At 65.7% G+C, this 23,437-nt stretch carries 22 protein-coding genes and 1 tRNA gene; 13 read left to right on the plus strand and 10 right to left on the minus strand.

Annotated elements, in window-relative coordinates; all coding sequences use genetic code 11:
* Nucleotides 1–14: 14 nt before the first annotated feature.
* The 4 genes from EWM57_RS03225 to pdxH form a co-directional block, all read right to left on the minus strand.
* Nucleotides 15–1,499, minus strand: coding sequence for a hypothetical protein (locus tag EWM57_RS03225; protein WP_129919692.1), 1,485 nt, complete (start codon nucleotides 1,497–1,499; stop codon nucleotides 15–17).
* Between the two features lie 38 nt (nucleotides 1,500–1,537).
* The gene (locus EWM57_RS03230) at nucleotides 1,538–2,134 is read right to left on the minus strand and encodes a Maf family nucleotide pyrophosphatase (protein ID WP_129919693.1); all 597 of its coding nucleotides are present in this window, start codon (nucleotides 2,132–2,134) and stop codon (nucleotides 1,538–1,540) included.
* Nucleotides 2,091–3,422 carry a DUF1015 domain-containing protein gene (locus tag EWM57_RS03235; protein WP_129919694.1) on the minus strand — a complete coding sequence of 444 codons (1,332 nt, stop codon included), beginning with the start codon at nucleotides 3,420–3,422 and terminating at the stop codon, nucleotides 2,091–2,093. The genes EWM57_RS03230 and EWM57_RS03235 overlap by 44 nt, the downstream gene beginning before the upstream one ends.
* A 105-nt stretch (nucleotides 3,423–3,527) precedes the next feature.
* Nucleotides 3,528–4,178, minus strand: coding sequence for a pyridoxamine 5'-phosphate oxidase (gene pdxH / locus EWM57_RS03240; protein WP_129919695.1), 651 nt, complete (start codon nucleotides 4,176–4,178; stop codon nucleotides 3,528–3,530).
* Between the two features lie 236 nt (nucleotides 4,179–4,414).
* On the opposite strand from pdxH, the gene EWM57_RS03245 reads away from it, so the two are divergent.
* From EWM57_RS03245 to EWM57_RS03260, 4 genes are all read left to right on the plus strand, one after another.
* Nucleotides 4,415–4,981, plus strand: a complete 567-nt coding sequence (locus EWM57_RS03245) for a YqgE/AlgH family protein (RefSeq protein WP_129919696.1) — start codon at nucleotides 4,415–4,417, stop codon at nucleotides 4,979–4,981.
* A 59-nt stretch (nucleotides 4,982–5,040) separates the two neighbouring features.
* A complete protein-coding gene (locus tag EWM57_RS03250; RefSeq protein WP_129919697.1) occupies nucleotides 5,041–7,446 on the plus strand; it encodes a DUF349 domain-containing protein in 2,406 nt (801 codons plus the stop codon).
* A gap of 239 nt (nucleotides 7,447–7,685) precedes the next feature.
* Nucleotides 7,686–7,758, plus strand: a tRNA-Thr gene (locus tag EWM57_RS03255).
* 157 nt (nucleotides 7,759–7,915) lie between these two features.
* Nucleotides 7,916–8,170: a hypothetical protein gene (locus EWM57_RS03260; protein ID WP_129919698.1), complete on the plus strand. Its 255-nt coding sequence runs from the start codon at nucleotides 7,916–7,918 to the stop codon at nucleotides 8,168–8,170.
* Nucleotides 8,171–8,172: 2 nt separating this feature from the next.
* On the opposite strand, the gene EWM57_RS03265 is transcribed toward EWM57_RS03260, so the two are convergent.
* Nucleotides 8,173–8,574 (minus strand): STAS/SEC14 domain-containing protein, encoded by a 402-nt coding sequence (locus EWM57_RS03265; protein WP_129919699.1) that lies wholly within the window; start codon nucleotides 8,572–8,574, stop codon nucleotides 8,173–8,175.
* 169 nt (nucleotides 8,575–8,743) lie between these two features.
* Here EWM57_RS03265 and EWM57_RS03270 point away from each other — a divergent pair, with 169 nt between their 5' ends.
* Nucleotides 8,744–8,974 carry a hypothetical protein gene (locus EWM57_RS03270; protein WP_129919700.1) on the plus strand — a complete coding sequence of 77 codons (231 nt, stop codon included), beginning with the start codon at nucleotides 8,744–8,746 and terminating at the stop codon, nucleotides 8,972–8,974.
* A gap of 108 nt (nucleotides 8,975–9,082) precedes the next feature.
* Nucleotides 9,083–9,742 carry a peptide-methionine (S)-S-oxide reductase MsrA gene (gene msrA, locus EWM57_RS03275; protein ID WP_129919701.1) on the plus strand — a complete coding sequence of 220 codons (660 nt, stop codon included), beginning with the start codon at nucleotides 9,083–9,085 and terminating at the stop codon, nucleotides 9,740–9,742.
* A gap of 78 nt (nucleotides 9,743–9,820) precedes the next feature.
* Here the strand turns inward: msrA and EWM57_RS03280 are convergent, their stop codons facing one another.
* Together EWM57_RS03280 and EWM57_RS03285 are read right to left on the minus strand one after the other, a co-directional pair.
* Nucleotides 9,821–10,603: a molybdopterin-dependent oxidoreductase gene (locus EWM57_RS03280; RefSeq protein ID WP_129919702.1), complete on the minus strand. Its 783-nt coding sequence runs from the start codon at nucleotides 10,601–10,603 to the stop codon at nucleotides 9,821–9,823.
* Between the two features lie 4 nt (nucleotides 10,604–10,607).
* The gene (locus EWM57_RS03285; protein WP_129919703.1) at nucleotides 10,608–11,333 is read right to left on the minus strand and encodes a cytochrome b/b6 domain-containing protein; all 726 of its coding nucleotides are present in this window, start codon (nucleotides 11,331–11,333) and stop codon (nucleotides 10,608–10,610) included.
* Nucleotides 11,334–11,582: 249 nt separating this feature from the next.
* Here EWM57_RS03285 and EWM57_RS03290 point away from each other — a divergent pair, with 249 nt between their 5' ends.
* The 4 genes from EWM57_RS03290 (at nucleotide 11,583) to EWM57_RS03305 (ending at nucleotide 18,511) form a co-directional block, all read left to right on the plus strand.
* Nucleotides 11,583–12,815 carry an NADP-dependent isocitrate dehydrogenase gene (locus EWM57_RS03290; protein ID WP_129919704.1) on the plus strand — a complete coding sequence of 411 codons (1,233 nt, stop codon included), beginning with the start codon at nucleotides 11,583–11,585 and terminating at the stop codon, nucleotides 12,813–12,815.
* A 237-nt stretch (nucleotides 12,816–13,052) separates the two neighbouring features.
* Nucleotides 13,053–14,351 carry a TolC family protein gene (locus tag EWM57_RS03295; protein ID WP_129919705.1) on the plus strand — a complete coding sequence of 433 codons (1,299 nt, stop codon included), beginning with the start codon at nucleotides 13,053–13,055 and terminating at the stop codon, nucleotides 14,349–14,351.
* Between the two features lie 56 nt (nucleotides 14,352–14,407).
* Nucleotides 14,408–15,376, plus strand: coding sequence for an efflux RND transporter periplasmic adaptor subunit (locus EWM57_RS03300; RefSeq protein ID WP_129919706.1), 969 nt, complete (start codon nucleotides 14,408–14,410; stop codon nucleotides 15,374–15,376).
* 60 nt (nucleotides 15,377–15,436) lie between these two features.
* Complete coding sequence (locus EWM57_RS03305) at nucleotides 15,437–18,511, plus strand: efflux RND transporter permease subunit (protein WP_129919707.1); 3,075 nt, start codon at nucleotides 15,437–15,439, stop codon at nucleotides 18,509–18,511.
* 70 nt (nucleotides 18,512–18,581) lie between these two features.
* Here the strand turns inward: EWM57_RS03305 and EWM57_RS03310 are convergent, their stop codons facing one another.
* From EWM57_RS03310 to EWM57_RS03320, 3 genes are all read right to left on the minus strand, one after another.
* Nucleotides 18,582–18,854, minus strand: a complete 273-nt coding sequence (locus EWM57_RS03310) for a hypothetical protein (protein ID WP_129919708.1) — start codon at nucleotides 18,852–18,854, stop codon at nucleotides 18,582–18,584.
* Nucleotides 18,855–19,041: 187 nt separating this feature from the next.
* The gene (locus tag EWM57_RS03315) at nucleotides 19,042–19,275 is read right to left on the minus strand and encodes a heavy metal-binding domain-containing protein (protein WP_129919709.1); all 234 of its coding nucleotides are present in this window, start codon (nucleotides 19,273–19,275) and stop codon (nucleotides 19,042–19,044) included.
* Nucleotides 19,276–19,369: 94 nt separating this feature from the next.
* The gene (locus EWM57_RS03320) at nucleotides 19,370–20,830 is read right to left on the minus strand and encodes a L,D-transpeptidase scaffold domain-containing protein (RefSeq protein ID WP_129919710.1); all 1,461 of its coding nucleotides are present in this window, start codon (nucleotides 20,828–20,830) and stop codon (nucleotides 19,370–19,372) included.
* Between the two features lie 305 nt (nucleotides 20,831–21,135).
* Between EWM57_RS03320 and EWM57_RS03325 the strand changes: the two genes are divergently transcribed.
* The 3 genes from EWM57_RS03325 to EWM57_RS03335 all read left to right on the plus strand — a co-directional run bounded on the left by EWM57_RS03325 (nucleotide 21,136) and on the right by EWM57_RS03335 (nucleotide 23,422).
* Complete coding sequence (locus EWM57_RS03325) at nucleotides 21,136–22,302, plus strand: hypothetical protein (protein WP_129919711.1); 1,167 nt, start codon at nucleotides 21,136–21,138, stop codon at nucleotides 22,300–22,302.
* A 123-nt stretch (nucleotides 22,303–22,425) separates the two neighbouring features.
* The gene (locus EWM57_RS03330; RefSeq protein ID WP_129919712.1) at nucleotides 22,426–23,100 is read left to right on the plus strand and encodes an HD domain-containing protein; all 675 of its coding nucleotides are present in this window, start codon (nucleotides 22,426–22,428) and stop codon (nucleotides 23,098–23,100) included.
* Between the two features lie 79 nt (nucleotides 23,101–23,179).
* On the plus strand, nucleotides 23,180–23,422 hold the full coding sequence (locus EWM57_RS03335) for a hypothetical protein (RefSeq protein WP_129919713.1): 243 nt from the start codon (nucleotides 23,180–23,182) through the stop codon (nucleotides 23,420–23,422).
* The last annotated feature ends 15 nt before the right edge of the window (nucleotides 23,423–23,437 follow it).

Below are 23,437 nucleotides of genomic sequence, written 5' to 3' on the forward strand. Positions count from 1 at the left end.
CGCGCTGCGGCCCGCTACCGGCCGGCCTCGTCGAGGTCCGGCTCCTGCACGGGGGCCAGCACCTGCGAGGAGTCCCGGACTTCGGGTGCGGGACGTGGGGCTGGTTCCACCGAGTCCTGGTCGGCGTCGGCGGCCGGAATGCTGGCCTCGTCCACTGCGGAGTCAGCAGCCAGTTCATCGGCCCCGGCTTTCGCGGCTTCTTGCCCTGCCGATGAGTGGGCGCGCGGAGCAACCCTGGCCGAACGGGTCGGGGCGGGCGCGGGCCAAAACTGCCGGGTCAGGTGGGTGATGCCCCAGACGGCCGCCCCGGACCAGCCCAGCACGGCGGCCACAATAGCTACCCGGGACCATTGCAGGTGCCACTGGGCCCGCGAGGCCGGCCGGCGCGGCGCGGTACGGCTCACCGGGGGGCGCAACGGCGGGGTTGGAACGGGCCCGGCACTCTGCCCGACCCCCGGCGCGGGCGCAGTCTGCAACTGCCGGATCTGTTGGGTGAGCTGCTCGATGCGGGCATCCAGGCGCTGGTTCTGCGCCGCGGCCTCGGCCCGGGCGGCCCGTACGGCTTCGGCCAACGCCGCCTTTTCCCGGGCTTCCGCGGCCAAGCGAGCCTGCAGGGCGGCGGCTTCGGCTGCCACGGCCGGCGCCTGAGCCAGGCGGGCCTGGAGCTCGGCAATGGTTTGTTCCCGCTCGGCCTCCCGGGTGGCGGCCACCTGGCTTTGCTCGCTCAACTCGGCCCGGACCTGCTGGCGGATCTGCTCCAGTCGGGCTTTTTCCTGCTGACTGATAGCCACCGCATCCGGCGCGGGCGGGTAGCCGCCGTAGGGCGCGTCGTGGGGACTGTCCTCGGCCCCTAGCCAGCGCCAGAGCTGCCGGGCTTTCTGCTCCCAGAAGCCCGTCGGCAACGTGTTTTCGGTTTCTTCGGCCTCATCGTCCCCGGCTAATTCCCGCACCCAGGCCTGCAGGGCGGCTTCGGGCAACGTTAGCTCCGGGTGGGCCATCCGGGAAAGCTGCGCCGGCAGCCCGGGGGCGGAGTCCAGCAGCAGAAACGGTTGGGTGCCGAGGCGGGAATGCAGGTGCGCTGCCACCGTCGGCCCGAACGTGGTGGGGGCGGTAAAAAGGGCCAGGCCCGTCACCCCGGCCGGCGCCACCCGGGTGCCAAGCTGGGTGGAAAGCCAATCCGCCACGGCCGCCTGCCGCCGCGAAAATAGGCTCAGGGCTTGGTCCAGAGCTGCCGTGGCGGGGCCGGACTGCCCGTTGAGCTGCCAGGCGCCCGACACCGGATGCGCCGTGAGCTGCCCGCCATCGGGCACCAACTCCACTACCGTCAGGCTACGGGGGCGCACCAGCAGCGCGTCCAGCCGGGTGGTGCCAATGGTCAGGTTGCCCAGCAGCACGGCGGTACCCGACTCTTCTGCGTCCTCCAGGGCGGTCTGTACGGCGTCGAACTGGGCCTGCCGGGCGGGGTCGGAGAAAGGGGCGTACAGAAAGCTGTGCAGCATGGGCAAGAAAGGCGCCGAAGCGGGTGGGAGGAAAGCAGCTACTCCGAACGGAAGCCCAGCCGGGTCAGTTCCGCCCACACCCGGTGCACGGGCAGGCCCATCACGTTAAAATAGGAGCCTTCGAGCTTGGTCACGGCCACCATCCCAATCCAGTCCTGGGCCCCGTAGGCGCCGGCTTTGTCCAGGGGCTGGTAGGTGCGCACGTAAAACTCGATTTCGGCCGCCGACAGCGGGCGGAAGTGCACCCGGGTCTGGTCCGAAAACACCGTGCGCTGCCCGTCGCCGCCGAGCAGGCACACGCCGGTGTATACCTCGTGAGCCCGGCCCTGCAGGCGGGTGAGCATGGCCCGGGCCTCGGCCTCATCGGCGGGCTTATTGAGCACGTCGTCGTCGAGGCACACGATGGTGTCGGCCGTGAGCAGCACCTCGTCGGGGGCCAGATCGGCGCGGTAGGCCTCGGCTTTGTGAGCGGCTAGGTACTCGGCCACCTCGGCCCGGCGCAGGTGGGCCGGGTAGTCCTCAGCCACTTCCCGCAAACGAATTTCGTAGCTCAGGCCCAAATCGGTGAGCAGCTGCCGGCGGCGCGGCGAGTTAGAGGCCAGGACCAGGCGCAGTGAAGGGGGTGTGGAAGGCATGAGCGTTTTCGTCGTCGCGGATGGAAGTGAACAAGAATCCGCCGATGGTTTTGGGGTAGAAGAACGTGGACTTGGGTGGCATCACGGCCCCGGAGTGGCACACGCGCTCCACTTCCTCCATACTCACCTCATTCACGATGAGGGCGGCGCGGGCCTCGCCGCGGTCCACGCGGGTCAGGCACTCGGAGAAGTTGCGCACGTAGGCCACCCCGGGCCAGGTCCGCTGGGCGTCGGGTCCCACGATGCCGAGCACCTTTTCGAGCACGAAGAAGTGCAGCACCGTCAGATCCAGGGCCTTGACCTCGGCCGTCGTGTCCCAGTTGAGCTGCTCGTGCACCTCGGGCCGCAGCCGCAGCTTGTAGGCCTGCCCGCTTAAGTAGAGCCCGAAGGCCCAGGGCTTGCCGGCAATCAGCTCGGGCAGGTCGTAGGCGTCGTCCTTGGGCACCACGGTAAAGTAGGGCTCCAGCCGGGCCAGAAAGTCCGCGTCCGCCAGGTCGTTGGGCAGTTCGAGCAGCAGGCGGTGGGTGGGCAGAATGCGCAGATCGTCGGCGGCCGCGTTGGTCAGATACATCAGGTGGAAGTTCCAGGGCTCCTGCCCGGTGGCCGCGGGGTCGGCGGCCAGGCGGGCCTGCCGGTAGGCCAGGGAGCCTTCGTAGCGGTGGTGGCCGTCGGCCAGAATCACCTCCCGGCTCGCCAGAATCTGCTGAAACCGCCGGATAATGGCCGCATCCTGAATCACGGCCAGCACGTCGCGGGCACCCTGGTAGTCTTCCTCGGTCTGGTAGAGCGGGTCCTGAATGGCCTCATCGAGGTAGCGCTCCAGCTCGAAGGCGTCGTCGCGGTACAGGCCGTGGGTGGCGCTGGTCTGAAACTGGGTGCGGGCCAGCAGCTCGGCCCGGTCGTTGACGGCGGCGGGCAGGGTGTTTTCGTGGCGCAGCACCACGTTTTCGCTCCAGTCGTAGGCCCGGATGTGGCACATAAAGCCCTTGCGGCAATACTCGCGGGGGCTGCCCGGCAGCCGGAAATACTGGTAGTAGGCGTAAATCCCGGGCAGCTCGTCCTGGCGCAGCACCCCCGACTGCTGCCACTGCGTGAGCCGGACCAGGGCTGCGCCGGCCGCATCCTCGCCCCGGGGCACGGAGAGATGAATGCTGTTCAACGGGTTGCGGTAGAGGGCCTCCCGCTGCTTGGCCGACACCACGTCGAACAGCGGCGACACGTACTCATCGATCTGGGCGCTGAGCTCGGCATTGTAGCGCCAGCCCCGCACGGGTTGAATTTCAGCCAAACTGTGAAATAGTGAAGTAGTGAGATAGGGATTCAGGGATGTAGCGAATTAGTGTACGGGGTAGTCGCGCAGGCAGCACAACTTCACCATCCCACTATTTCACCGTCAGGGGGCCAGGCGGGTCAGGTGCCAGGTGTTGTCCTGCCACTCGTACACAATCCGGTCGTGCAGGCGGCTGGGGCGACCCTGCCAGAACTCCACCCGGTGGGGCCGCAGGATGTAGCCACCCCAGTGCGCGGGGCGGGGCAGGGGCTCCTGACCCGCGAAACGCGCTTCCACGGCGTGCTCGAGCTGCTCAAGTTCCTGGCGGCTGCCGATGGGCTGACTCTGGGGTGAGGCCCAGGCCCCGACCTGGCTGCTCCGGGGCCGGCTCTGGAAATACTCGGTCGAGAGCTGCGCGGGCGCCTTTTCCACCCGGCCTTCCACCCGCACCTGCCGCTCCAGGCCGGGCCAGAAAAAGGTGAGGGCCGCCAGCGGGTGGGCCGCCAGGTCGTGGCCCTTGCGGCTGTGGTAGTTGGTGTAAAACAAAAAGCCCGCGTCGTCGGGCAGGCCCTTGAGCAGCACAATGCGGGCCGAGGGCTGGCCGGCGGCGTCCACCGTGGCCAGCGTCATGGCCGCGGGCTCGTCGAGGCGGGCGGCCAGGGCTTCGTCGAGCCAGGCCCGGAACTGGGGCACGGCCGCGGGCAGCACGTCGGCTTCCGAGAGGGTGCGCTGGGCGTAGGTCTGGCGCAGGTCGGCCAGTTGTTGGTCAGTCATTCGGCAGTACCGGGAAAGAAGACGGGCGTAAATCCGCCGGGGCGGAGCGTTTCGGGCTGCAAGGTAACATATTGGGGCAAGGTCGGGAACCCAACGCTTATTGCCGAACGTAAGGATAGGGCAAGCGCAGTGCCGACAACCCAGCCGGGCCGGTGCTTGTTATCAGGCTGGCCCCGCCCGGGCCGCGGGCCGGCTCCCGGCGCCCCCGCATTCCCTCATCCTTTGCTCTTCCGCTTATGCCCCGGCTCCGCGACGGTAGTTTACTGATATCCCAACCCTTTCTGGGCGACCCCAACTTCGAGCGCACGGTAGTGCTGCTGTGCCGTCATACCGAGGAGGAAGGCTCTTTTGGCTTGGTGCTAAACCGGGACTCCACCCTGCGCTTGGGCGACGTGCTCGAACTGCCCGGCGGCGACGCTTCCCCGGCCGCCGCCCTGCCCCTGGGCCTGGGCGGCCCCGTGCAGCCCGACACGCTGCACTACCTGCACCACCGCGCCGACCTTCCCAACGCCGTCAGCTTGGGGCAGGACGTGTACTGGGGCGGTGACTTTGGCGTGCTGCTCGGCCTGCTGCTCAGCGGCGAGCTGGGCCCCGACGAAGTACGCCTGTACGTGGGCTATTCGGGCTGGACGGCGGGTCAGCTGGGGGAGGAAGTCAAGGAAAATGTTTGGATAGTGCATCCTAATGCTGCCGGGAAAGTATTTACTTTGGATAATGATGCCTTCTGGCGCGCCATTCTGCGCGAAAAAGGAGGGCGCTTCCGCGTGCTGTCCAACTATCCCACGGACCCCCGCCTCAACTAACTCTGCCTTTCGCCTTCGCGCCTCCACTGCCGGTTCCGTCCGGCCTTTCTCCCTGACTTATGCTACCCGAAAACGATAACGCCGCCCCGAACCAGTCCAGCCAGCAGCCGGAGGAGTCGCCCATGAGCATCTTCGAGCGCCGCCTGGCTGAGATTCAGGCCCGCCAGAACGCCGGATCGGCTCCCGCTGCCTCCGCGGCGGACACTCCCGCGGCCCCCGAAGCGGCTGTGGCCTCGACTACCACCGACGAAATTACGGAACGCCCCGCCCAGGGCGCGGCCGTCGCCGCCGGCGAGCCCGCTGGTGCCGGCACGGCCGAAGCTCCTGCCGACGCCACGCCCGCTGCGGAGCCCCTGCCCGCCGCCGAGCCGGTTGCCTCGGAGCCGCTGGCCCGGGCCGAGAGCCACTACGGTAGCCAGAACCCCGGTGTGGAAAGTGCCCACGCCGCCGAAGTAGCAGCCCAGCCCGCGGCTGAAGTTGGCACCCCAACCCCGGCCGAAGCGGAATCCGCTACCGAGTCCACTGCTGCCGAAACGGAAGCGGCCGAGCCGTCCCAGCCCGCCGGCGTTGAGCCTGCCGCCGTATTCCCGCTGGCTTCCGCCGAAGACCTGGACACCGCGCCGATGGGCGTAGCGTCGCTGCCGACTTCGGCCAACGCCTCGGCCACAGAAGCCGCCGCCGAAGCCGAAGCGCTGCCGCCGTCGGAAGAGGAAGAAGAGTACGTGCCCGAAACTCCCGCCCCGGATTTCGCTCACCTTGACCTGTCCAGCCAAGTGGCCTACTTGCTCACGCTGCTGCGCCGCGCCGATGCTCGCCAGAACCGTAAGCAGATCTTCGACCTCTACCGCCAGTACGAAACCGCGCTTGGCACCGAGCGCACGGCCGCCCGCCAGCGCTTCACCGAGCAGGGGGGCGAAAGCGACGATTTTGCCTATAACGGCCCCGAAGGCCACGCCGAACTGACCAAAGCCCTGCAAGAGTTCCGCGAAAGCCGGGCCCGCGACGCGAAGGCCGAAGACGAGCAACGTGGCAAAAACCTGGCTCATAAGCAGTACCTGCTGTCCCAGCTGCGCCAGCTCATTGAGTCAGCCGAAACCAAGGACAGTTCGGTACGCATCAAAGCCCTGCAAACCGACTGGAAAGCCACTGGCCCCGTCCCGCAGAAAGATGCCCAGGAACTGTGGAACAGCTACCACGCTCTGCTGGACATGTACTACAACAACCGCGGGCTGTTCTTCGAGATGAAAGAGCTGGACCGCCGGCGCAACCTCGAAGCCAAGGAGGCCCTCGTGGTTCGGGCCGAGACCCTGGTAGAGCAGCCCAGCATCAACAAGGCCCTGCAGGAGCTGCGCCAGCTCCACGAGGACTGGAAGCACGTGGGCCCCGTGCCCAACGAGCAGCGTGACCCCATCTGGAACCGTTTCCTGGCCGCTTCGGAGAAGATTCACGACCGTAAGAAGGAATTCCTGAATGCCCGCACGGCCCAGGAAACGGCTAATCTGACCCGTAAAACGGCTATTCTGGAGCAGATCAAGCCCTACGCCGAGTTCCAGACGGAGCGCGTGAACGAGTGGCGGGCCAAAACCGACGAGCTGCAAAAGCTCAAGGAGGAATGGGATGCCGCCGGCCTCGTGCCCCGCGACAAAGCCGAGCAACTCAACAAGCAGTTTTGGGGCGCCTACAAAGGCTTCTTTCAGCGCAAAAATCAATTCTTCAAGTCTCTGGATGAGGAGAAGAATGCCAACCTGAAGCGCAAGCTCGACCTCTGCGAACAGGCCGAAGCGGCGCTGGCCAATCCCAATTGGGAGGAAGGCCGCGAGATTGTAATCCGTTTGCAAAAGGAGTGGAAGCTCATCGGCCGGGTGCCCGAAAAGCAGTCGGACAAGGTCTGGAACCGCTTCCGCACCGCCTGCGACTCCTTCTTCGAACGTAAAAATGAGGAAGCTAAGCAGCGCGTGCAGCAGGCCCAGCAGGTGTCGCAGGAGCAAGCTACCCACCTCGACCGGGTAGCGGAGGCCGTGGCGGCCCTTACGGCAGATGAGCCCGGCACCCTGGCCGGCTTCCAGCAGCACGTGGCCGACTGGCGCGCCTTCGACAGCGCCGCCGGTGGGGCTCGGGGTGCCTCGGAACGGGCGGAGGAGAAATTCCAGGCGCTGATGGGCAAATACCTGGATTCGGTGCCCGGCCTCACCTACGCCGAGCGCACCGACCTGCTGTTTCAGCTGCAGGTGGAACGTCTCAAGTCCAGCGCCGACTCCCAGCAGGCTCTCTACAAAAAGGAGCAAGCCCTGCGCCGGGATATCAACGAGCTGGAAAATGACATTGCCACCCTGCAAACCAACTTGGAGTTCTTTGCCCGCTCGAAGAATGCCAGCCAGCTGCGCGAAGAGTATCAGGGCCGCATAGATGAGGCCAAATCCCGCATCGAGGGCCTGAAGCGCCAGCTGAAAATCGTGCGCAGCTAAGCTCGTTCTGTAGACCAGTATAAAAAAAGGCTCCGCTCCGGGGCCTTTTTTTATACTTACTCCGGTATGGGTTGGCAGCAATCCAAGAGGCTTGTGGTCAGGGAAAACCTGGCTTTACCAGCGGCACTGGGACGTGTTAAAAGCAGTTTCTATCTAACCTTGGGGCCGCCACCCGATAAAATATAGTCCGGCAGGAATTGCAGATTTGGGCGGGATGAGTAATTTTGCACCACCAATTCGCCTCCTTAGCTCAGCTGGTAGAGCAACTGACTTGTAATCAGTAGGTCGCTGGTTCGATCCCGGCAGGAGGCTCATTGCTTGTAAAACCCCTTGTAAATCAAGTATTTACAAGGGGTTTTTTGTTGGTGCGCCCGTTTGAGGTACAGCGCCATAGCCAACTGTGTCGGGGAGCAATCCGCTGAGGTGGGGCGCTGCGTAGGTACGAGCAGAGGTTTTTACGTGCCGAGCCATGCTAAACGTCAATGTACCTGTGCGTGCCCATGTGGAGCGGACCGCCGACCGCCTGCTGATTGCCATCACCGCGGCCATAAGCCCGATTCCCTGGCGAATGGAGCTGTTGCGGACAACCTGGAAAAGTCTGGGCACGGCCCTATCTGCCGCCTACGTGGCCGACTGCTACCTGAGTGCCCATCCCCACGCCCGGCCGCGCCTGGACCGAGCCTGCCTCGTATCGGTTATCCAGCTGACTATGCCCGCAGGCTAAGCTTAGCCAATCTGCTGCAGCCAGCTGTAGGCGCTGGCCAGATCATCAAAGGTGACGACCTGGGGGCGGGTGATAAACTTCATGGCCGTGTCCATCGAGTTGCGCACCGCCCAGTGGGCCGGATACACCCAGGCCACATACTGCACGCCGCGCTGCGCGAGCTGCTCGTAGTAATATTCGCCCACCCACTGGGCAGCTTTTTCCCAGTTAGAGGTTACCTGGGTATTGTCGCTCAAAACCTTGTCGCAGGGGCACTGTTGCAGGCAGCGCAGGATCTGGGTGCCGCCCGACTGCGCGGATTCTTCGGTATGGATTCCCTTCCACTCGACGTAGAGCCAGTGATTGAGTGGGTCGTAAAAGACGGAAAGGGCGGCAGTATCCAGCAGTGCCTGTAGTTCCTCCATTGCCTAAAAATGCGGTATTGGGGCCGGTTTCGCAAACCACGACGGCAGTTTGAGGGCGCCGGCCGCGAGCCAACCCGCTAACCCGAGCGGGAAGTAAGCCGAACCGCCGGCGGCAGGCAATTTTTTCGCGGCCCAAACTGTTTGACAAGGGTACCAACCTTGTTTTGCCATGAGTAAAGTGCTGCTGCTGTTTTGCGTATTGCTGCTTGTAGCCGGCGCAACGTCCTCCGCGGAGGCGGCCCGCCCGACGGCCTACGTGCGCGCCAAAATGAAGGGTCGGGTATACGTGCATCGCCCCAACTACAAGCTCTACAAGGCTCGTAAGCGCCAACGCCATGCCTGGCTCGGGCAGCTGCTGCCCAAACGTCTGGTCACTCCCGCCGCGCGGAGCCGGTTCTGAGTGGTTGGGGGCTTCTCAGTGGTACGGCCGGCCACGTTGCCCCGGCAATCCTGCCGGCCCGGTTTACACGTATCTGCCTGTAGGCTTATTTAACTTCTCTTGACGAGCATGCATCATCTGAAAATACTACTGGCTGCGCTGCTGATACTGGCCCTGGGGCCGGCGGCTACGGCCCAAATCACCCGCTCGACGGCCGCGCCGGCCCCGGCAAACTTGACCGGACTGGCGGTGGCCACGTTTGCCGGGGGGTGCTTCTGGAGCTGTGAGGAAACCTTCGAGGAGCTTCGCGGGGTGCGCGAGGTGGTGTCGGGCTACGCCGGTGGCACGGTGAAAAACCCCACGTACGAGCAGGTCGGCACCGAAAAAACCGGCCACGCCGAGTCGGTCCAGGTGTACTACGACCCCCGGCAGGTCAGCTACCAGACGCTGCTGGACGTGTTTTTCCTGGGGGCCCACAACCCGACTGAGCTCAATTACCAGGGGCCCGACCACGGCCCGCAGTACCGCTCGGTGGCCTTTTACCGCACGCCCCAGGAAAAGCAACTCATCCTGGCCACCATTCAGCGTCTGAACGCCACCAAGCACTACGCGGCGCCCATCGTCACCCAGGTAACGGCCTTTACCGAGTTCTGGCCCGCGGAAAGCTACCATCAGGGCTATATGCGCCTGCACCCCGACAACGGTTATATCCAGCACGTGTCCCAGCCCAAGGTCGAGAAGTTTCGCAAGGCTTTCCCCGACAAGCTCAAAAGCGGCAAAGCCCTGTAGAATGGCCGAGTTGTGCAGCAACGAGCCCCGCAGCCGCGCTACGGGGCTCGTTGCTTTTACCCCCGTCCAAGCCGGTAGCTAGTGGCCCGCGTGCCAGTCGTAGCCCCGCTGGGCCCAGTAGTCGGCGGGCCGCTCGGCCAGAAAGGCAATGCTGCCGATTCGCTTGATGTACTTGATGCCGTACTTGACCGGCGTGACCAGGCGCAGCGGAGCCCCGTGGGCGCCGGTTAGGGGCTGGCCGTTCATCTCGTAGCACAGCAGCGTCTGCGGATGCAGGGCGCTGGCCAGGTCGAGGCCCACGTAATAGGCGCCGTCGGGCGTGGCCAGGCGCACGTAGGGCAGGGTTTGCGCCGCCGGGGCGTAGCGGGCCACGAAGTCGGCGAAGCGCGCCCCGGCCCAGCGCACTACCACGCTCCAGCCCTCAATGCACTTCAACTCGGTCGTTATTTCCACCCGGGGCAGGGCCTGAATGTCGGCTAGGGTGAGTTCCAGCGGCTGGGTTAGCGGCGGGGCGTAGGGCTCCACGCGCAGGCGCCAGGCGGCCGGGTCCAGGGGCGTTTTCAGCCCGACTTTGCCGTTTACCCGCGGCATGCGGGCCCGGCCGGCGGGAAATTCCGGCGCCAGCCGGGTGGGGCTAAACAGGGTTTCGGCCAGGCGCCCGTTGGCGTCCAGCACCCGGCGCAGGGGCCAGGCCAGGCGGTCGGTTTCGGGGCGGGTCACGAGCCAGCGCCTGCCGCCCAGGCCGGCCAGGGCCGCTACGCCCCCGACAATAAAAGCGCGCCGAGAGCGGCGGGCCGCTTCGCGCTCCACGGCCTCGTCGGACGGGGGCAGTGGTGACGGCAGAGAAGAAGTATCCGGCATGAGGCTAGGCGGGAGTGGAGGGGGAAGAAGCAGTGGGCGGGCTGGGCATAGCCTCCGGGGATACAGCATCGGAAACGTCAACTACCTCGAAGCCGGCGACCATCGCGCGGAAGCTGTTCCAGCCGGCCCGGACGACCTGCGCCACGTGGACGATAAAAAACAGCACGTAGCCGATGGTCAGAGCGAAATGCTCGATCCGGGCCCACTCGTAGCCGCCCAGCAGTGCGGTAAGGCCGGCCAGCTGGGTGGGTTTGTAGATGGCCAGCCCCGTGAGCAGGGAGCCTGCGCCCATCAGAATAACGGTGGTATAGGCCAGCTGCTGGGCGCCGTTGAACTTGCGGCCGGGCGCGGGGGCCGAAGCCGGCCGTAACCCTAAGTCGTGGAGCAGCACCTGCCCGGCCTCGGCAAAGGAGCGCCGGGTGGGCAGCAGATAGCGCCACTCGCCCGACAGCAGGGTGTAAGTCACGTAAAGCACGCCGTTGAGCGCAAACGCCCACATCAGCACGAAGTGCCAGGCCATGCCTTCCGCCAGGCGAAAATTCAGGTGCAGCGCGTCGTAGAAGGACTGGGGAAAGAACTTCAGCACCGTGGTACGGCCCCAGCCGAGGCGGTACACGTCGTTGGCCCAATAAATGAGCAGCCCGCTCCAGATCATCAGGGCCAGCACCGGGAAATTGACCCAGTGAAACCAGCGGATGGCCAGTGGGTGCTTGTCGACAAGCTTTTTCATGGTCTAAAGTAAGCCGGAAGCGGCAGAGTCGGCGCGCGGGCGGCGCCCGACTGGTCGGATACGAGTAAAATTCGGGCCTGAAGGTACCGGCAGGCGGCCCAGCGGGGGTGAAAAGCGGGTTGCTGGGCGGAGAAGCCGGTCGGCCGCGGGTGGGGATTCAGCCGATAAAATCCCGGCGACGTAGGACGGAACCGCGTAGATGCTAAATTTGGCCCCTACATTTAAGCTCACGACTAGCTCACCGAAGAAATGACGAAAATCAAAGTTGCCAACCCCGTAGTGGAACTCGATGGGGACGAGATGACCCGCATCATCTGGAAGTTCATCAAGGACAAGCTCATCACGCCCTACCTGGAGCTGGACATCAAGTATTACGACCTGGGCATCGAGTACCGCGACGAAACCAACGACCAGGTAACCATTGACGCGGCCAACGCCATCAAGCAGTACGGCGTGGGCATCAAGTGCGCCACCATCACCCCCGACGAGGAGCGCGTAAAAGAGTTCAACCTCAAGCAGATGTGGAAGTCGCCGAACGGCACCATCCGCAACATCCTCGACGGCACCGTGTTCCGCGAACCGATTGTGATGAGCAACGTGCCCCGCCTGGTGCCCAACTGGACGGCCCCCATCTGCATCGGCCGCCACGCCTTCGGCGACCAGTACCGCGCCACCGACTTCGTGACCAAGGGCAAGGGCAAGCTCACCATCACCTTCCAGCCCGAGGACGGCGGCGAGGCGCAGTCGTTTGAGGTGTTCAACTTCAAGAGCGACGGTGTGGCCCTGGCCATGTACAACACCGACGAAAGCATCCGCGGCTTTGCCCACGCCTGCTTCAACCAGGCCCTGATGAAGGGCTGGCCGCTGTACCTGAGCACCAAAAATACCATCCTGAAGAAGTACGACGGCCGCTTCAAGGACATCTTCCAGGAAATCTACGAGCAGGACTACCTGGCGAAGTTCAAGGAAGCTGGCATCACCTACGAGCACCGCCTGATCGACGACATGGTGGCCTCGGCGCTGAAGTGGAACGGCAACTTCGTGTGGGCCTGCAAAAACTACGACGGCGACGTGCAGTCCGACACCGTGGCCCAGGGCTTCGGCTCGCTCGGCCTGATGACCTCCACGCTGGTAACGCCCGACGGGGGCACGATGGAGGCCGAAGCCGCCCACGGCACCGTCACCCGCCACTACCGCGACCACCAGGCCGGCAAGCCGACCTCGACCAATCCGATTGCCTCCATCTTCGCCTGGACCCGCGGCCTGGAGTTCCGCGGCAAGCTCGACGGCAACCAGGAACTCATCGACTTCTGCCACGCCCTCGAGCAGGTGTGCATCGAAACCGTAGAAAGCGGCAAGATGACCAAGGATTTGGCCGTCTGCATCCACGGCAACAAGGTCGAGCACGGCCGCGACTACCTCTATACCGAGGAGTTCCTGGCGGCCCTCGACGAGAACCTGAAAGCCAAGCTGGCCAAATAGCCCGGCGCGCTTATGAGTGAAAAAAGCCCATCCGGTTGCCGGGTGGGCTTTTTTTTTGGCTGTCGGATTGTGCGGCCACCCGACTTGGGCGCGGCTGGCGGCGGCGGCGCAACGCGGATGAGGCGGGGGCGTATGAGGACGAGCGCAGAATTAAAACGGAATTAAAAAATACTTTTGCCCCGCTCCGCCGGTCTACCCGGACTTTCCGCCTCCGCTTGCCACGTAACTCCCCCGCCTTTGCCCCGCGCCGTACGTATCATTTTCTGCCGCTGGCTGGCCCTCGGACTGCTGCTGGGCCTGCTGGTTTCCGGCCCGGCCCGGGCCCAGACGGAGTTGCGTACGCTCGAGGAGTTTCTGGCCCTGGCCCGCGGGACGAGCCCGCTGCTGCAGGACTATGCCGGGCAGGTAGCCCAAAACCGCCTCGACAGCCTGCGCCGGGCGGCCCAGCAGCGCCCCCAGGTGGTGGGCAATGGGGCCGTGGTGGCCGCCCCCATCCTGGGCCGCAATGCGGCCGGAGAAGGCGGCCTGGGCTACGACGAGGCCGTATCAAATGGCGGCAACTACGCGGCCTACCTGAGCGCCACCCAGCCGGTGCTGGCCGGGCCGGTGCTGCGCAACGACTACCGGATTCTGGCCAGCCAGGGGCTGGTGCTGCGCAACACCCGCCAGCTGGCCGCCCTGGACTTGCGGCGCACCATCACCGACCAGTTTCTGACCGCCTACGCCGCCGAGCAGCAGTGGACCTATACCCAAGCCCTGCTCCGCCAGCTCAACCAGCAGGATGGGCTGCTACGCAAGCTCGTCAACGGCGGGGTGTTCAAGCAAACCCAGTACCTGGCTTTCTACGCTTCGGTCCGCAACCAGGAGGTGCTCGTGCGCCAGGCCCGGCTGACTTACCGGCGGGAGCTGGGCACGCTGCGCTACCTGGCCGGGGCGGCTGATACCACGCTGCTCTTGCTGCGGGCCCCAGCGGCGCCCACTCACCGCCCGCTGGCCGGGCTCAATTCGGTTACGCAGCGGCAGTACTCGCTCGACAGCATCCGCCTCCAGCTCGACCGGGCCGCCGTAGACCTCTCGTACCGCCCCCGGCTGAACTGGGTGCTCGACGCGGGGCTGCAGTCGGCGCGGGCGGCGCCCCGCTACCTGGGCCAGAACGTGGGCTTCAGCGGCGGGCTGGCCCTGACCGTGCCCATCTTCGACGGCCACCAGCGCCAGCTCAGCTACGCGCGGCTGCAAGTCAGTGAGCAGACCCGGACCGGCTACCGACGCTTTCTGACTGTGCAGCGCCGCCAGCAGTACCAGCAACTCACGGCGCTGGCCCGGGAGTCGGATGAGCTGCTGGCCAGCATCCGGGACCAGCTGCGCGTGGCCGCGGCCCTCGTGGAGGCGGGCCGCCAGCAACTCACCACCGGCGACCTTACCATTCTCGACTACCTTCAGCTGGTCAGCAGCTACCGCGCCCTGCAGTTCAGCCTGACCCAGGCCGAAACCGAGCGGCTGCGGACTCTTTTCGCCCTCGATTACCTGGCCGAATAACCGGCTGCGCCCGGGTGGCGCTGATTTTTGCCCTATGTTTTCTCCTTTTAAACGCCATGCCCGTCTTTTTACCGCCCATTTCCAGTAGCCGCCACCCGGTGCTGCGGGCCCTGCTGCTGGGCGCCCTGCTGGTTCAGGCCTGCGGCCGCCCCGATGCGGGCACATCCGACGAGGCCGACGCCGAGGGGGAAATCCGCGCCCGCGCGGCCGTGACCGTGGGCCGGGAGCAGACCGACACCGTAACGGACGTGCTCCACCTGACGGGGCTGACGGCCTACCCGGCCAAAGATGTGCTGCGCGCCACCACCACTGGCTATCTGGTGGCGCCCGTGCCGGTGCCGGGCCAGCGCGTGGGCACCGGCCAAACCGTGTTTACGCTCCAGACCAAAGAGTCGCGCACCCTGCACCTGGACCAGATTACCGGCGACCCAAAGCTGCGCTTCAGCGGCCTGATCCGCATTCCCAGCCCCCGCGGCGGGGTGATGGCCACCGTCGACAAGCTGGCCGGGGACTACGTGCAGGACGGCGAGCAGCTGGGCACCGTTTATGACCAGTCGCGCTTCGGCTTCGTGCTCGACGTGCCCGTAACCCAGCTGCGCTACGTGCGCCCGGGCCAGCGCTGCCGCATTACTCTGCCCGATGGCCGCGTGCTGGCCGGCCAGGTGGCTGAGCCGCTGCCCGCCGCCGACGTGAGCGTCCAAACCCAGCGCTACACCATCCGGCCCGTGGGCACCGTGCCGCCGCTGCCCGAAAACCTGACCGTGACCGTGGACCTGGACAAAACGGCCCCGCAGGTTGCCAGCACCCTGCCCCGGTCGGCGGTGTTGGCCGACGAAACCCAGACGAGCTTCTGGGTGATGCGCCTGCTCAATGATAGCACGGCCGTGAAGGTGCCGGTGCAGACCGGGCCCGAGCAGGACGGCCGCGTCGTTATCCGAAGTCCGCAGTTCTCGCCCCAGGACCGCATCGTGCTGACCGGCAACTACGGCCTCGACGACACGGCCGCCGTGCAGTTGAGCCGGTAGTGGTCCGCGCTGCCGGGGCCTGCCGCGCAGCAGCTTCTTTCTACCCGCACCTTTTACCGCATGCGCACCTCCCTTTTTCAAGCCTACAAAGCCCCCGTAGCGGTGGTCCTGGCCCTGGCCTTAGCCCTGGGGGCGCTGGCCTACCGCCGCATTGCGGTGGCGCTGTTTCCGGAAGTGACTTTCCCTAAGGTCAAGGTAATTGCCGACAGCGGCCTGCAGCCCGTGGACCGCATGATGGTGACCGTGACCAAGCCCCTGGAAGACGCCATCAAGCAGGTGCCGGGCCTGACGCTGCTGCGGTCCACCACCAGCCGCGGGTCCTGCGAAATATCGGCCTTCCTGGGTTGGAACGTGGACGTGGTGCGCAGCCAGCAGAACATTGAGTCGCGCCTGAATCAGATCCGGGCCGACCTGCCCGCGGGCACCCAGCTCACCGTGGAGCGCATGAACCCGGCCATTCTGCCCGTGATGGGCTACACGCTCGAGGGCCCAGGCCGCTCGGCCCTGGAGCTGCGCCGGCTGGCCCTGCTTACCATTAAGCCCTTTCTGTCCCAGGTTGAGGGCGTGTCGGCGGTGCAGGTGCAGGGCGGCCGCACCAAGGAGTTTGCCGTGGAGCTGCTGCCCGACCAGCTGGCCGCCCTGGGCCTGACGCCGGGGGAGGTGAGTGCCCAGCTCGGCCAAACCAACTTCGTGCTCAGCAACGGCTACCTGGCCGACTACCGCCGCCTCTACCTGACTGTCACCGACGCCACCATTACCAGCAAGGCCGACGTGGAAAACGTGGTGCTCCGCAACGACGGCCGCCGCATCGTGCGCCTGGCCGACGTGGCCACGGTGCGCGTGGGCGAGCAGCCCGAGTATACCCGCATCAATGCCAATGGCCACGACGCGGTGCTGAGTGGGGTGCTGCGCCAGCCCGAGGCCAACGTGGTAGACGTGGCGGCTGGGGTGCGGGCCAAGATCAAGGCCCTGCAGGCCGGTCTGCCCCGGGGCATCCGGCTGGCACCCTACTACGACCAGTCGGATTTTGTGTCCGAGGTCGTGCGCTCGGTGCAGGACTCGCTCTGGATCGGGCTGGGGCTGGCCCTGCTCGTGACGGTGCTGTTTCTGCGTTCGTTCCGGGCCTCGCTGACCATCCTGCTGGCCATTCCCATTGCCCTGGCCCTGACTATCTCGGTGCTGTATTTTGGCCTGGGCTATTCGTTCAACATTATGACGCTCGGGGCCCTGGCCGCCGCCATCGGGCTCATGATTGACGATGCGGTGGTCGTGGTGGAGCAGCTGCACCGGGTCGGGGAGGAGCATCCCGCGGCCCCAACTCCCGAAATTGTGGACCGCTCGGTGCGCCACCTGCTGCCGGCGCTGGTGGGCTCCTCGCTGAGCACCATCGTGATTTTTCTGCCGTTTGCCCTGCTCGGCGGGGTGGCCGGGGCCTACTTCAAAGTGCTGGCCGCCACGATGGTCGTGGCCCTGATCTGTTCCTTTCTGGTGGCTTGGCTGGGTCTGCCGGTGCTGTATCTGCTGCTGTCGGGCGCGCGGCGGGGGCGGGTGGCCGAGTTGCCGCCGGCTCCGGCCGCGGATGAGTCGACCGAGCTGATTGCGGTGGCCCACCACGAAATTCCCTGGGTGCGGGCCGTTATTCGCCACCCGGCGTATTCGGTGCTGGCCGTAGCCGGGCTGGTGGGGCTGCTCGTGGTGATAATGCCGCGGCTGGCTACCGGCTTTCTGCCGGAGATGGATGAGGGCGCCATTGTGCTGGACTACAACTCGCCGCCGGGTACCTCACTTGAGGAAACCGACCGAATGCTGCGTCAGGCCGAAAAGCTCATTGGGCAGGTGCCCGAAGTAGCCAGCTATTCGCGCCGGACGGGCACGCAGATGGGTTTTTTCATCACCGAGCCCAACCGGGGCGACTACCTAATCCGGCTGAAGACCGACCGGCAGCGCACCACCGACGAGGTTATTGACGATATCCGCCAGCGCATCGAAAGCTCCCAGCCGGCCCTGGTTATCGACTTCGGCCAGGTTATCGGCGACATGCTCGGCGACCTAATGAGCACCGTCCAGCCCATTGAAATCAAGCTCTTCGGACCCAACGCCGCCACCCGCTACGCCCTGGCCGACCAGGTCGCGGCGCTGGTGGAAAGCACGCCCGGTACGGCGGACGTGTTTAACGGCATCGTGCGGGTGGGGCCCGCTATTACCGTGCGTCCCGACTCGCGCCAGCTGGCTCAATTTGGGCTGACGGCCACCGATTTTCAAAGCCAGCTCCAGACCCAGCTGGCCGGGGTGGTGGCTGGCAACGTGCTCGAGGGCGAGCAGCTGCTCAATATCCGCCTGCGCTACCCCCACGCCGCCGAGGCCAGCCTCCAGCAGGTGCGGCAGCAGCCGATTTTCCTGCCTGGGGGGCAGCGCCGCCGCCTCGACGAGTTGGCCACCGTGACCGTTGAGGCCGGGGAAGCCGAGCTGGAGCGCGAAAACCTGCAGGCCCTGACTGCCATTACGGCCCGCCTTAGTGGCCGCGACCTGGGCTCGGCCATGGCCGAAATCCGCGGCAAGCTCGACCGGGAGCTGCCGCTGCCGCCGGGCTATTTTATTCAGTTCGGGGGCTCCTACGCCGAGCAGCAGCAGTCGTTTCAACAGTTGCTGACCATCCTGATTACGGCCTGCCTGCTCGTGTTTGCCGTGGGTTTGTTCTTGTTTCGGGAACTGAAAGCCGCCGGCCTGATTCTGCTGGTGGCCGTGCTCGGGCCCGCCGGGGGCAGCTTGGCGCTGTGGCTGACCAACACCCCGCTGAACGTGGGCTCCTACACGGGGCTGATTATGGTGGTCGGCATCATCGGCGAAAATGCCATTTTCACCTTCCAGCAGTTTCTCGACGCCCGGCGCACGGCCCCGGTGGAGCCGGCCATCGGCTACGCCATTGCCGCCCGCCTGCGCCCCAAGCTGATGACGGCTTTGTCTGCTATTGCCGCGTTGCTGCCCCTGGCCCTGGGCATCGGGGCGGGAGCCCAGCTGCACCAGCCCCTGGCCATTGCCGTGATTGGCGGGCTGCTGCTGGCCTTACCGCTCCTGCTGCTGGTGCTGCCGAGCCTGCTCCGCCTGGCCTATGCGCCGCGTGCCGGAGCCGCCTGACGACCGTCCGTAAAAAAAGCGGCCACCCGGGGTCGGGTGGCCGCATTGCCGGCAAGTAGCCGATGAAGGTTTAGTTCAGCCAGATGGTGTGCAGCAGCTCAAAGCGGTGCGGGGCGTAGGCGTTGTAATAGGGCGCCTCAGCCTCGAAGCCCAGCACGTGCACCAGCGGCATGCCTTCCAGGTGCGAGTCTACCACGCGTACGGGGTACAGCTCACCCTCCACGGGCCAGTCGCCGGTATGGTTGGCGGGGCGGCTGCTGGCGTCCACGCAACGGGCGTAGTCCACAAACGGGGCGTGGGTGGTGGCTTCGGCGAAAGTCAGATTGGCAACTTCGTGCGACATAAGACAAAGGGTAAAAGCTGAAAACGAGGGTTGCGGGCTTGTAGGGTGGATGGTTTTCGTCCGCCCCGGCCGGCATTCAGCTAAGTAAACAAAAAAACCGGCGAAGTAGCGCCGCCGGCGCGGGGCCGTTGCCTGTTAACGCAATTCCGGGGCGAGGGATTCCCTTGCGAAGGGTTCGGAGCCCGGGTTAGCTTTTTTTCTCCAGATCCATGCCGCACACTGGGCACTGCCCGGGCTTGGTGCTTTCACTGCCCTCGCAGCCCATGGGGCAAACGGAGGTGGCCTGCGCGGCCGGAGCGGCAGCCGGAGTTGCCGACGTAGTTTTGGCCTCTTGGGTGGCGGGGGCGGAGTTGCAGCCCGTTAGTAGGGTCAGGGATAGAGCAAACAGAACGAGCAGGAAGCCCGGGGTAAGGTTTTTCATAAGCATCAAGACGCGGCACGGAAACAAAGCACAAAGGAACGGCAGAATCCCGAGAGTGCCGCGGCGTAGGCTGTTTTCCGGACCGGCGGCAGGGCTAGGGCCGGGCAAAAAAGGCTTCCAGCAGGGCTTGGTCCTTGCCGTAGATATCGGCGTAGGTGCGCAGCCGGCCGTTGTCCCCGGCGCAGGTGTAGTAGCGCAGATGCACGGGCAGACCCTGCTGCAGATCAAAGCGGCGCTTGGTGTGCCGGTCCGGGCCGGTCAGCGCGGGCTGCAGGGTGGCCTCCGTGCCTTCGCGCCGCAGCAGGTAGGCGGCCAGGGCCAGGGGCTTCTCCACCCGCACGCAACCGTGGCTCAGGGCGCGGTCGGGCCGGCTGAACACGGCGCGGGCCGGCGTGTCGTGCAGAAATACGGTGTGGGTGTTGGGAAAGTAAAACACGACTTTGCCCAGGGCGTTGGTGCGGCCTGCCGGCTGCCGGATGGTGTAGCGGAAGGTTTCGGGCGTCACGCGCTGCCAGCGTACCCGCCAGGGGTTGACCAGCCGGCCCGTGGCGGCGTTGCGCAGCTCGTAGTTGTTGTCCGACAAAAAGCCCGGGTCGCGCTGGAGTTCGGGCAGCATCTCATTCACGGCGATGCTGTAGGGCACGCGCCACTCGGGGGAAGTCACGAAAACGATGATGCGGCTGTCGAGCGTGGGCGTGGGCATCTCGGGCTTGCCGACCACCACCCGGTGGGTTTGCACCACCCGGCCGCGGCGCACCAATTGCAGCTCAAAGGCCGGAATATTGACCACGGCGTACTCCGAGTCGGGGGCGGCCTCCCAGCGCAGGCGCTCCAGGTTGATGGCCACCTGCCGGAACAGCGCCTGCTCCCCGGTCAGCAGGCGGGCGGAATCTTCGGGGCAGGCTGCATCCTGAGCTGCCTGCCAGGCGTCGAGCAGCTGGGCGTAGGCGCGGCCGGCCGGCTGGCTGCCGGTAATAAAGCTGGCCAGGGAGCCCTGGTTCAGAGCGTGCCGGAGTCGGTCGGCGGCGGCCAGGCGGGCGGCCTCGTTGGCAGCCGGCGCCAGGGAGCCGGGCTGGAGGCGACCAAACTCGAGGTGGGCCGCGTAGCGCAGCAGCGCGTCGGTGAGGCGCAGCTCGAAGCCGGCCCGCAGGGGCCCGGCCGCCCGGGAGTGAGGTGCCGGCCCCAGCGAGTCGGGCAGGGTCCGCAGCAGCAGGTAGTCGTAATCCTGGGGACGCAGGCCGTAGCGGGTGGCCTCGCTTAGCCAGCGCAGGGCTTCCGTGGCCTGGGCGTTCCAGCCCGATTCCTGGGTCCAGACGGGCCGGTAGGCATTGCGGGCGTAGAAGTGCCCGACGCTGGGGCCGGCCTGCAGCCCCAGGCGCTGGTAGGTGGCGGCGGAGCCCGCGGGCAGGGTGTCGAGCAGATTTTGCAGGGTAAGGGCCGCTTCGGTGCCCGCAGCCGCGGAAAGGGGCAAGGGCGCGGCCGTGGCCGGCCCGGCGCAGCAGATACAGGCGGCCAGCAGGCTGGCGGCGCGCACGCAGTTTCTTAGCCAGACCATGGTTGTGGGGCAAGAAAGGATGAAAGAAGCGGTGCGGGTAGCGGTTTAAAGCATGCAGAGCGGAATAGAGCCGCCTCGGCGACGAAGCAGCCGGCAGAAGGAGGGACCCGGGCTCAGCAAGCCCGGCAATTCCAATATAAGAATAATCCCAGGAAAAATCAAGCCGTTTATGGGGTGGCTACCGGAAGCCGCGGGTTTGGAGCCGGCCGCCGCGGGGCTCCGGCGGGAGTGCGTACCTTGCCCGGGCAAAGCGGCCCGCCGCCCACGCCGCATTGCCCGCTTTTTCTCACCTGCTTTGCTTCTCCATGCCCCTGCTGGAAGTGTTGACCCCGGCGCAAGCCCTCGAATTTCGCGCCTTTGCCACCCGGCTCTACGCCCGCGACGCGCACTATATCCGTCCGCTCGACACTGACGTGGATCAGGTATTTGACCCCGGCAAAAACAAGTACTTCCGCCACGGGGAGCTCACGCGCTGGCTTTTGCTCGACGAGCAGGGGCAGACCATCGGGCGGGTGGCGGCCTTTATCAACGCCCGCACGGCCCACACGTTTGAGCAGCCCACCGGCGGCCTGGGCTTCTTCGAGTGCATCGACGACCAAACGGCGGCCCATGCCCTGTTCAACGCGGCCCGCGCCTGGCTTAGCGTGCGCGGCATGCAGGCCATGGACGGGCCCATCAACTTTGGCGACCGGGACCAGTGGTGGGGTCTGCTGGTCGACAACTTCGGCGCGCCCCTGTACGGGCAGAATTACAACCCGCCCTACTACCAGCGGCTGTTCGAATCCTACGGCTTTCGGCTTTACTTCAACCAGTACACCTACTTCCGCCGGATTGCCGCCCCGCTGCCGCCCGAGTACCAGGCCAAGGCCGACCGCCTGCTCACCAGCTCCGACTACCACTTCGAACACCTGCAGCTGCGCAACCTGGCCAAGTACACCGAGGACTTCCGCCAGGTCTACAACAAGGCCTGGGTGAAGCACGACGGGGTGAAGGAAATGACGCCCGAGCAGTCGGCCCACATCATGAAGAAGCTGCGGCCCATCATCGACGAGCGGGTATGCTGGTTTGCCTACTACAAGGGCGAGGTGGCGGGCTTCTTCATTGGCCTGCCCGAGCTCAACGAGCTGTTTCGCTACGTCGACGGGCAGCTGAACTGGCTGGGGAAGCTGCGCTTTGCCTGGTACCGCTGGCGGGGCGCCGTGCGCACGCTCACCGGCATTGCCTTCGGCATCGTGCCCGAGCACCAGCGCAAGGGGCTCGAGGCCGGCTTTATCCTGGCCGTGGCCCACACCCTGCAGCGTAACCCCCGGGTGAAGTACGAGGATTTCGTCATGAACTGGATTGGCGACTTCAACCCCAAGATGATGAACATTGCCCACAAGATTGGCGGCGAAGTCTGGCGCACCCACGTCACCTACCGCTGCCTGTTCGACCCGGCCCGGGAATTTCACCGCGCCCCGGTTATCGACTGAGCTGCGGGCGCAACGTAAGCAGGTCAGGGCAAGGAGCGAAGCCGCGGGCGGGCCGCCCGCCGTGCGGAATGTGCCCGCCGCTTCGTTGCTTTGCGGACTTCATTAACTTCTGATATCCTTCCCTTGGACGCTTCCGACATCATCACCCGCACGGCCGACTATATCCGCGACAAGTTTCTGGGCGAAGGCTCCGGCCACGACTGGGACCACATTCGCCGGGTGTGGCAGACCAGCCGCGCCATTGCCCGCACCTTGCCCCAGGCTGATTTGCTCGTCACTGAGCTCGGCGCCCTGCTCCACGACGTGGCCGACTGGAAGTTTCACGCCGGCGATGAAGAAGCCGGCCCCCGCGCGGCCCGTACCTGGCTGCTGGGGCTGGGCGTGGAGGAAAGTGTGATTCAGCGGGTGGAAACCATCATTCGCGAAATTTCCTTCAAGGGGCTGGGCGTGCCCACGCCCATGAGTACGCCCGAGGGCGAGGCCGTGCAGGATGCCGACCGGCTCGAAGCCATTGGAGCCATCGGCGTGGCCCGGGCCTTTGCCTTCGGGGGCCATAAGGGGCGCCCCCTGCACGATCCGGCCGTGCCGCCCGTCGAACACGGCTCGTTTGAGAGCTACAAGAAGAATACCGGCCCTACCGTCAACCATTTCTACGAGAAGCTGCTGCATTTGCGCGAGCGGCTGCACACTCCCGCCGGCCGCCGGCTGGCCGAGGAGCGCCACGCGTTTATGGAAGCCTTTCTGCGGCAGTTTCTGCGCGAGTGGGACGGCGAGGACGTGGCTGAGCTGCTGGGCTAGGGCAGGAGCGGGGCCGCCCCGGCCGGGGCGAAGCAACTTGGGCGGTGGGCCCCACCACTGAAGTGTTTACTTTTGAGCTATGAATCTACGCTTGATTTCCTCCCGGCTGCTGCTGCCGCTGGTGCTGCTCGTGCTGGCCGCTTCCTGCCGCACGTGTCCCATCGTTTCATGTCATACCCGCAAGGTGCACACCCACAACGGAGTGAAATACCGGGGTCAGCCGCTGTGGAAAAAACAGAACCCGGCGGTGGGCGAAAAAATCAAGGTCCACACCCCCAAAGCGGGTACCCACAAGGCCGATAAAAGCAAGGGGAAGGAGTAGGCGGAATTAGGCAAA

The sequence above is a fragment of the Hymenobacter persicinus genome (assembly GCF_004167665.1).
Taxonomy (GTDB): Bacteria; Bacteroidota; Bacteroidia; order Cytophagales; family Hymenobacteraceae; genus Hymenobacter; species Hymenobacter persicinus.

Bases quoted from the DNA above. Each gene is read 5' to 3' on its own strand.
- EWM57_RS03225 (WP_129919692.1), bottom strand. From the start codon at position 1,499: ATGCTGCACAGCTTTCTGTACGCCCCTTTCTCCGACCCCGCCCGGCAG.
- EWM57_RS03230 (WP_129919693.1), bottom strand. From the start codon at position 2,134: ATGCCTTCCACACCCCCTTCACTGCGCCTGGTCCTGGCCTCTAACTCG.
- pdxH (WP_129919695.1), bottom strand. From the start codon at position 4,178: ATGACTGACCAACAACTGGCCGACCTGCGCCAGACCTACGCCCAGCGC.
- EWM57_RS03245 (WP_129919696.1), top strand. From the start codon at position 4,415: ATGCCCCGGCTCCGCGACGGTAGTTTACTGATATCCCAACCCTTTCTG.
- EWM57_RS03250 (WP_129919697.1), top strand. From the start codon at position 5,041: ATGCTACCCGAAAACGATAACGCCGCCCCGAACCAGTCCAGCCAGCAG.
- EWM57_RS03260 (WP_129919698.1), top strand. From the start codon at position 7,916: ATGCTAAACGTCAATGTACCTGTGCGTGCCCATGTGGAGCGGACCGCC.
- EWM57_RS03265 (WP_129919699.1), bottom strand. From the start codon at position 8,574: ATGGAGGAACTACAGGCACTGCTGGATACTGCCGCCCTTTCCGTCTTT.
- EWM57_RS03270 (WP_129919700.1), top strand. From the start codon at position 8,744: ATGAGTAAAGTGCTGCTGCTGTTTTGCGTATTGCTGCTTGTAGCCGGC.
- msrA (WP_129919701.1), top strand. From the start codon at position 9,083: ATGCATCATCTGAAAATACTACTGGCTGCGCTGCTGATACTGGCCCTG.
- EWM57_RS03280 (WP_129919702.1), bottom strand. From the start codon at position 10,603: ATGCCGGATACTTCTTCTCTGCCGTCACCACTGCCCCCGTCCGACGAG.
- EWM57_RS03285 (WP_129919703.1), bottom strand. From the start codon at position 11,333: ATGAAAAAGCTTGTCGACAAGCACCCACTGGCCATCCGCTGGTTTCAC.
- EWM57_RS03290 (WP_129919704.1), top strand. From the start codon at position 11,583: ATGACGAAAATCAAAGTTGCCAACCCCGTAGTGGAACTCGATGGGGAC.
- EWM57_RS03300 (WP_129919706.1), top strand. From the start codon at position 14,408: ATGCCCGTCTTTTTACCGCCCATTTCCAGTAGCCGCCACCCGGTGCTG.
- EWM57_RS03305 (WP_129919707.1), top strand. From the start codon at position 15,437: ATGCGCACCTCCCTTTTTCAAGCCTACAAAGCCCCCGTAGCGGTGGTC.
- EWM57_RS03310 (WP_129919708.1), bottom strand. From the start codon at position 18,854: ATGTCGCACGAAGTTGCCAATCTGACTTTCGCCGAAGCCACCACCCAC.
- EWM57_RS03315 (WP_129919709.1), bottom strand. From the start codon at position 19,275: ATGAAAAACCTTACCCCGGGCTTCCTGCTCGTTCTGTTTGCTCTATCC.
- EWM57_RS03320 (WP_129919710.1), bottom strand. From the start codon at position 20,830: ATGGTCTGGCTAAGAAACTGCGTGCGCGCCGCCAGCCTGCTGGCCGCC.
- EWM57_RS03325 (WP_129919711.1), top strand. From the start codon at position 21,136: ATGCCCCTGCTGGAAGTGTTGACCCCGGCGCAAGCCCTCGAATTTCGC.
- EWM57_RS03335 (WP_129919713.1), top strand. From the start codon at position 23,180: ATGAATCTACGCTTGATTTCCTCCCGGCTGCTGCTGCCGCTGGTGCTG.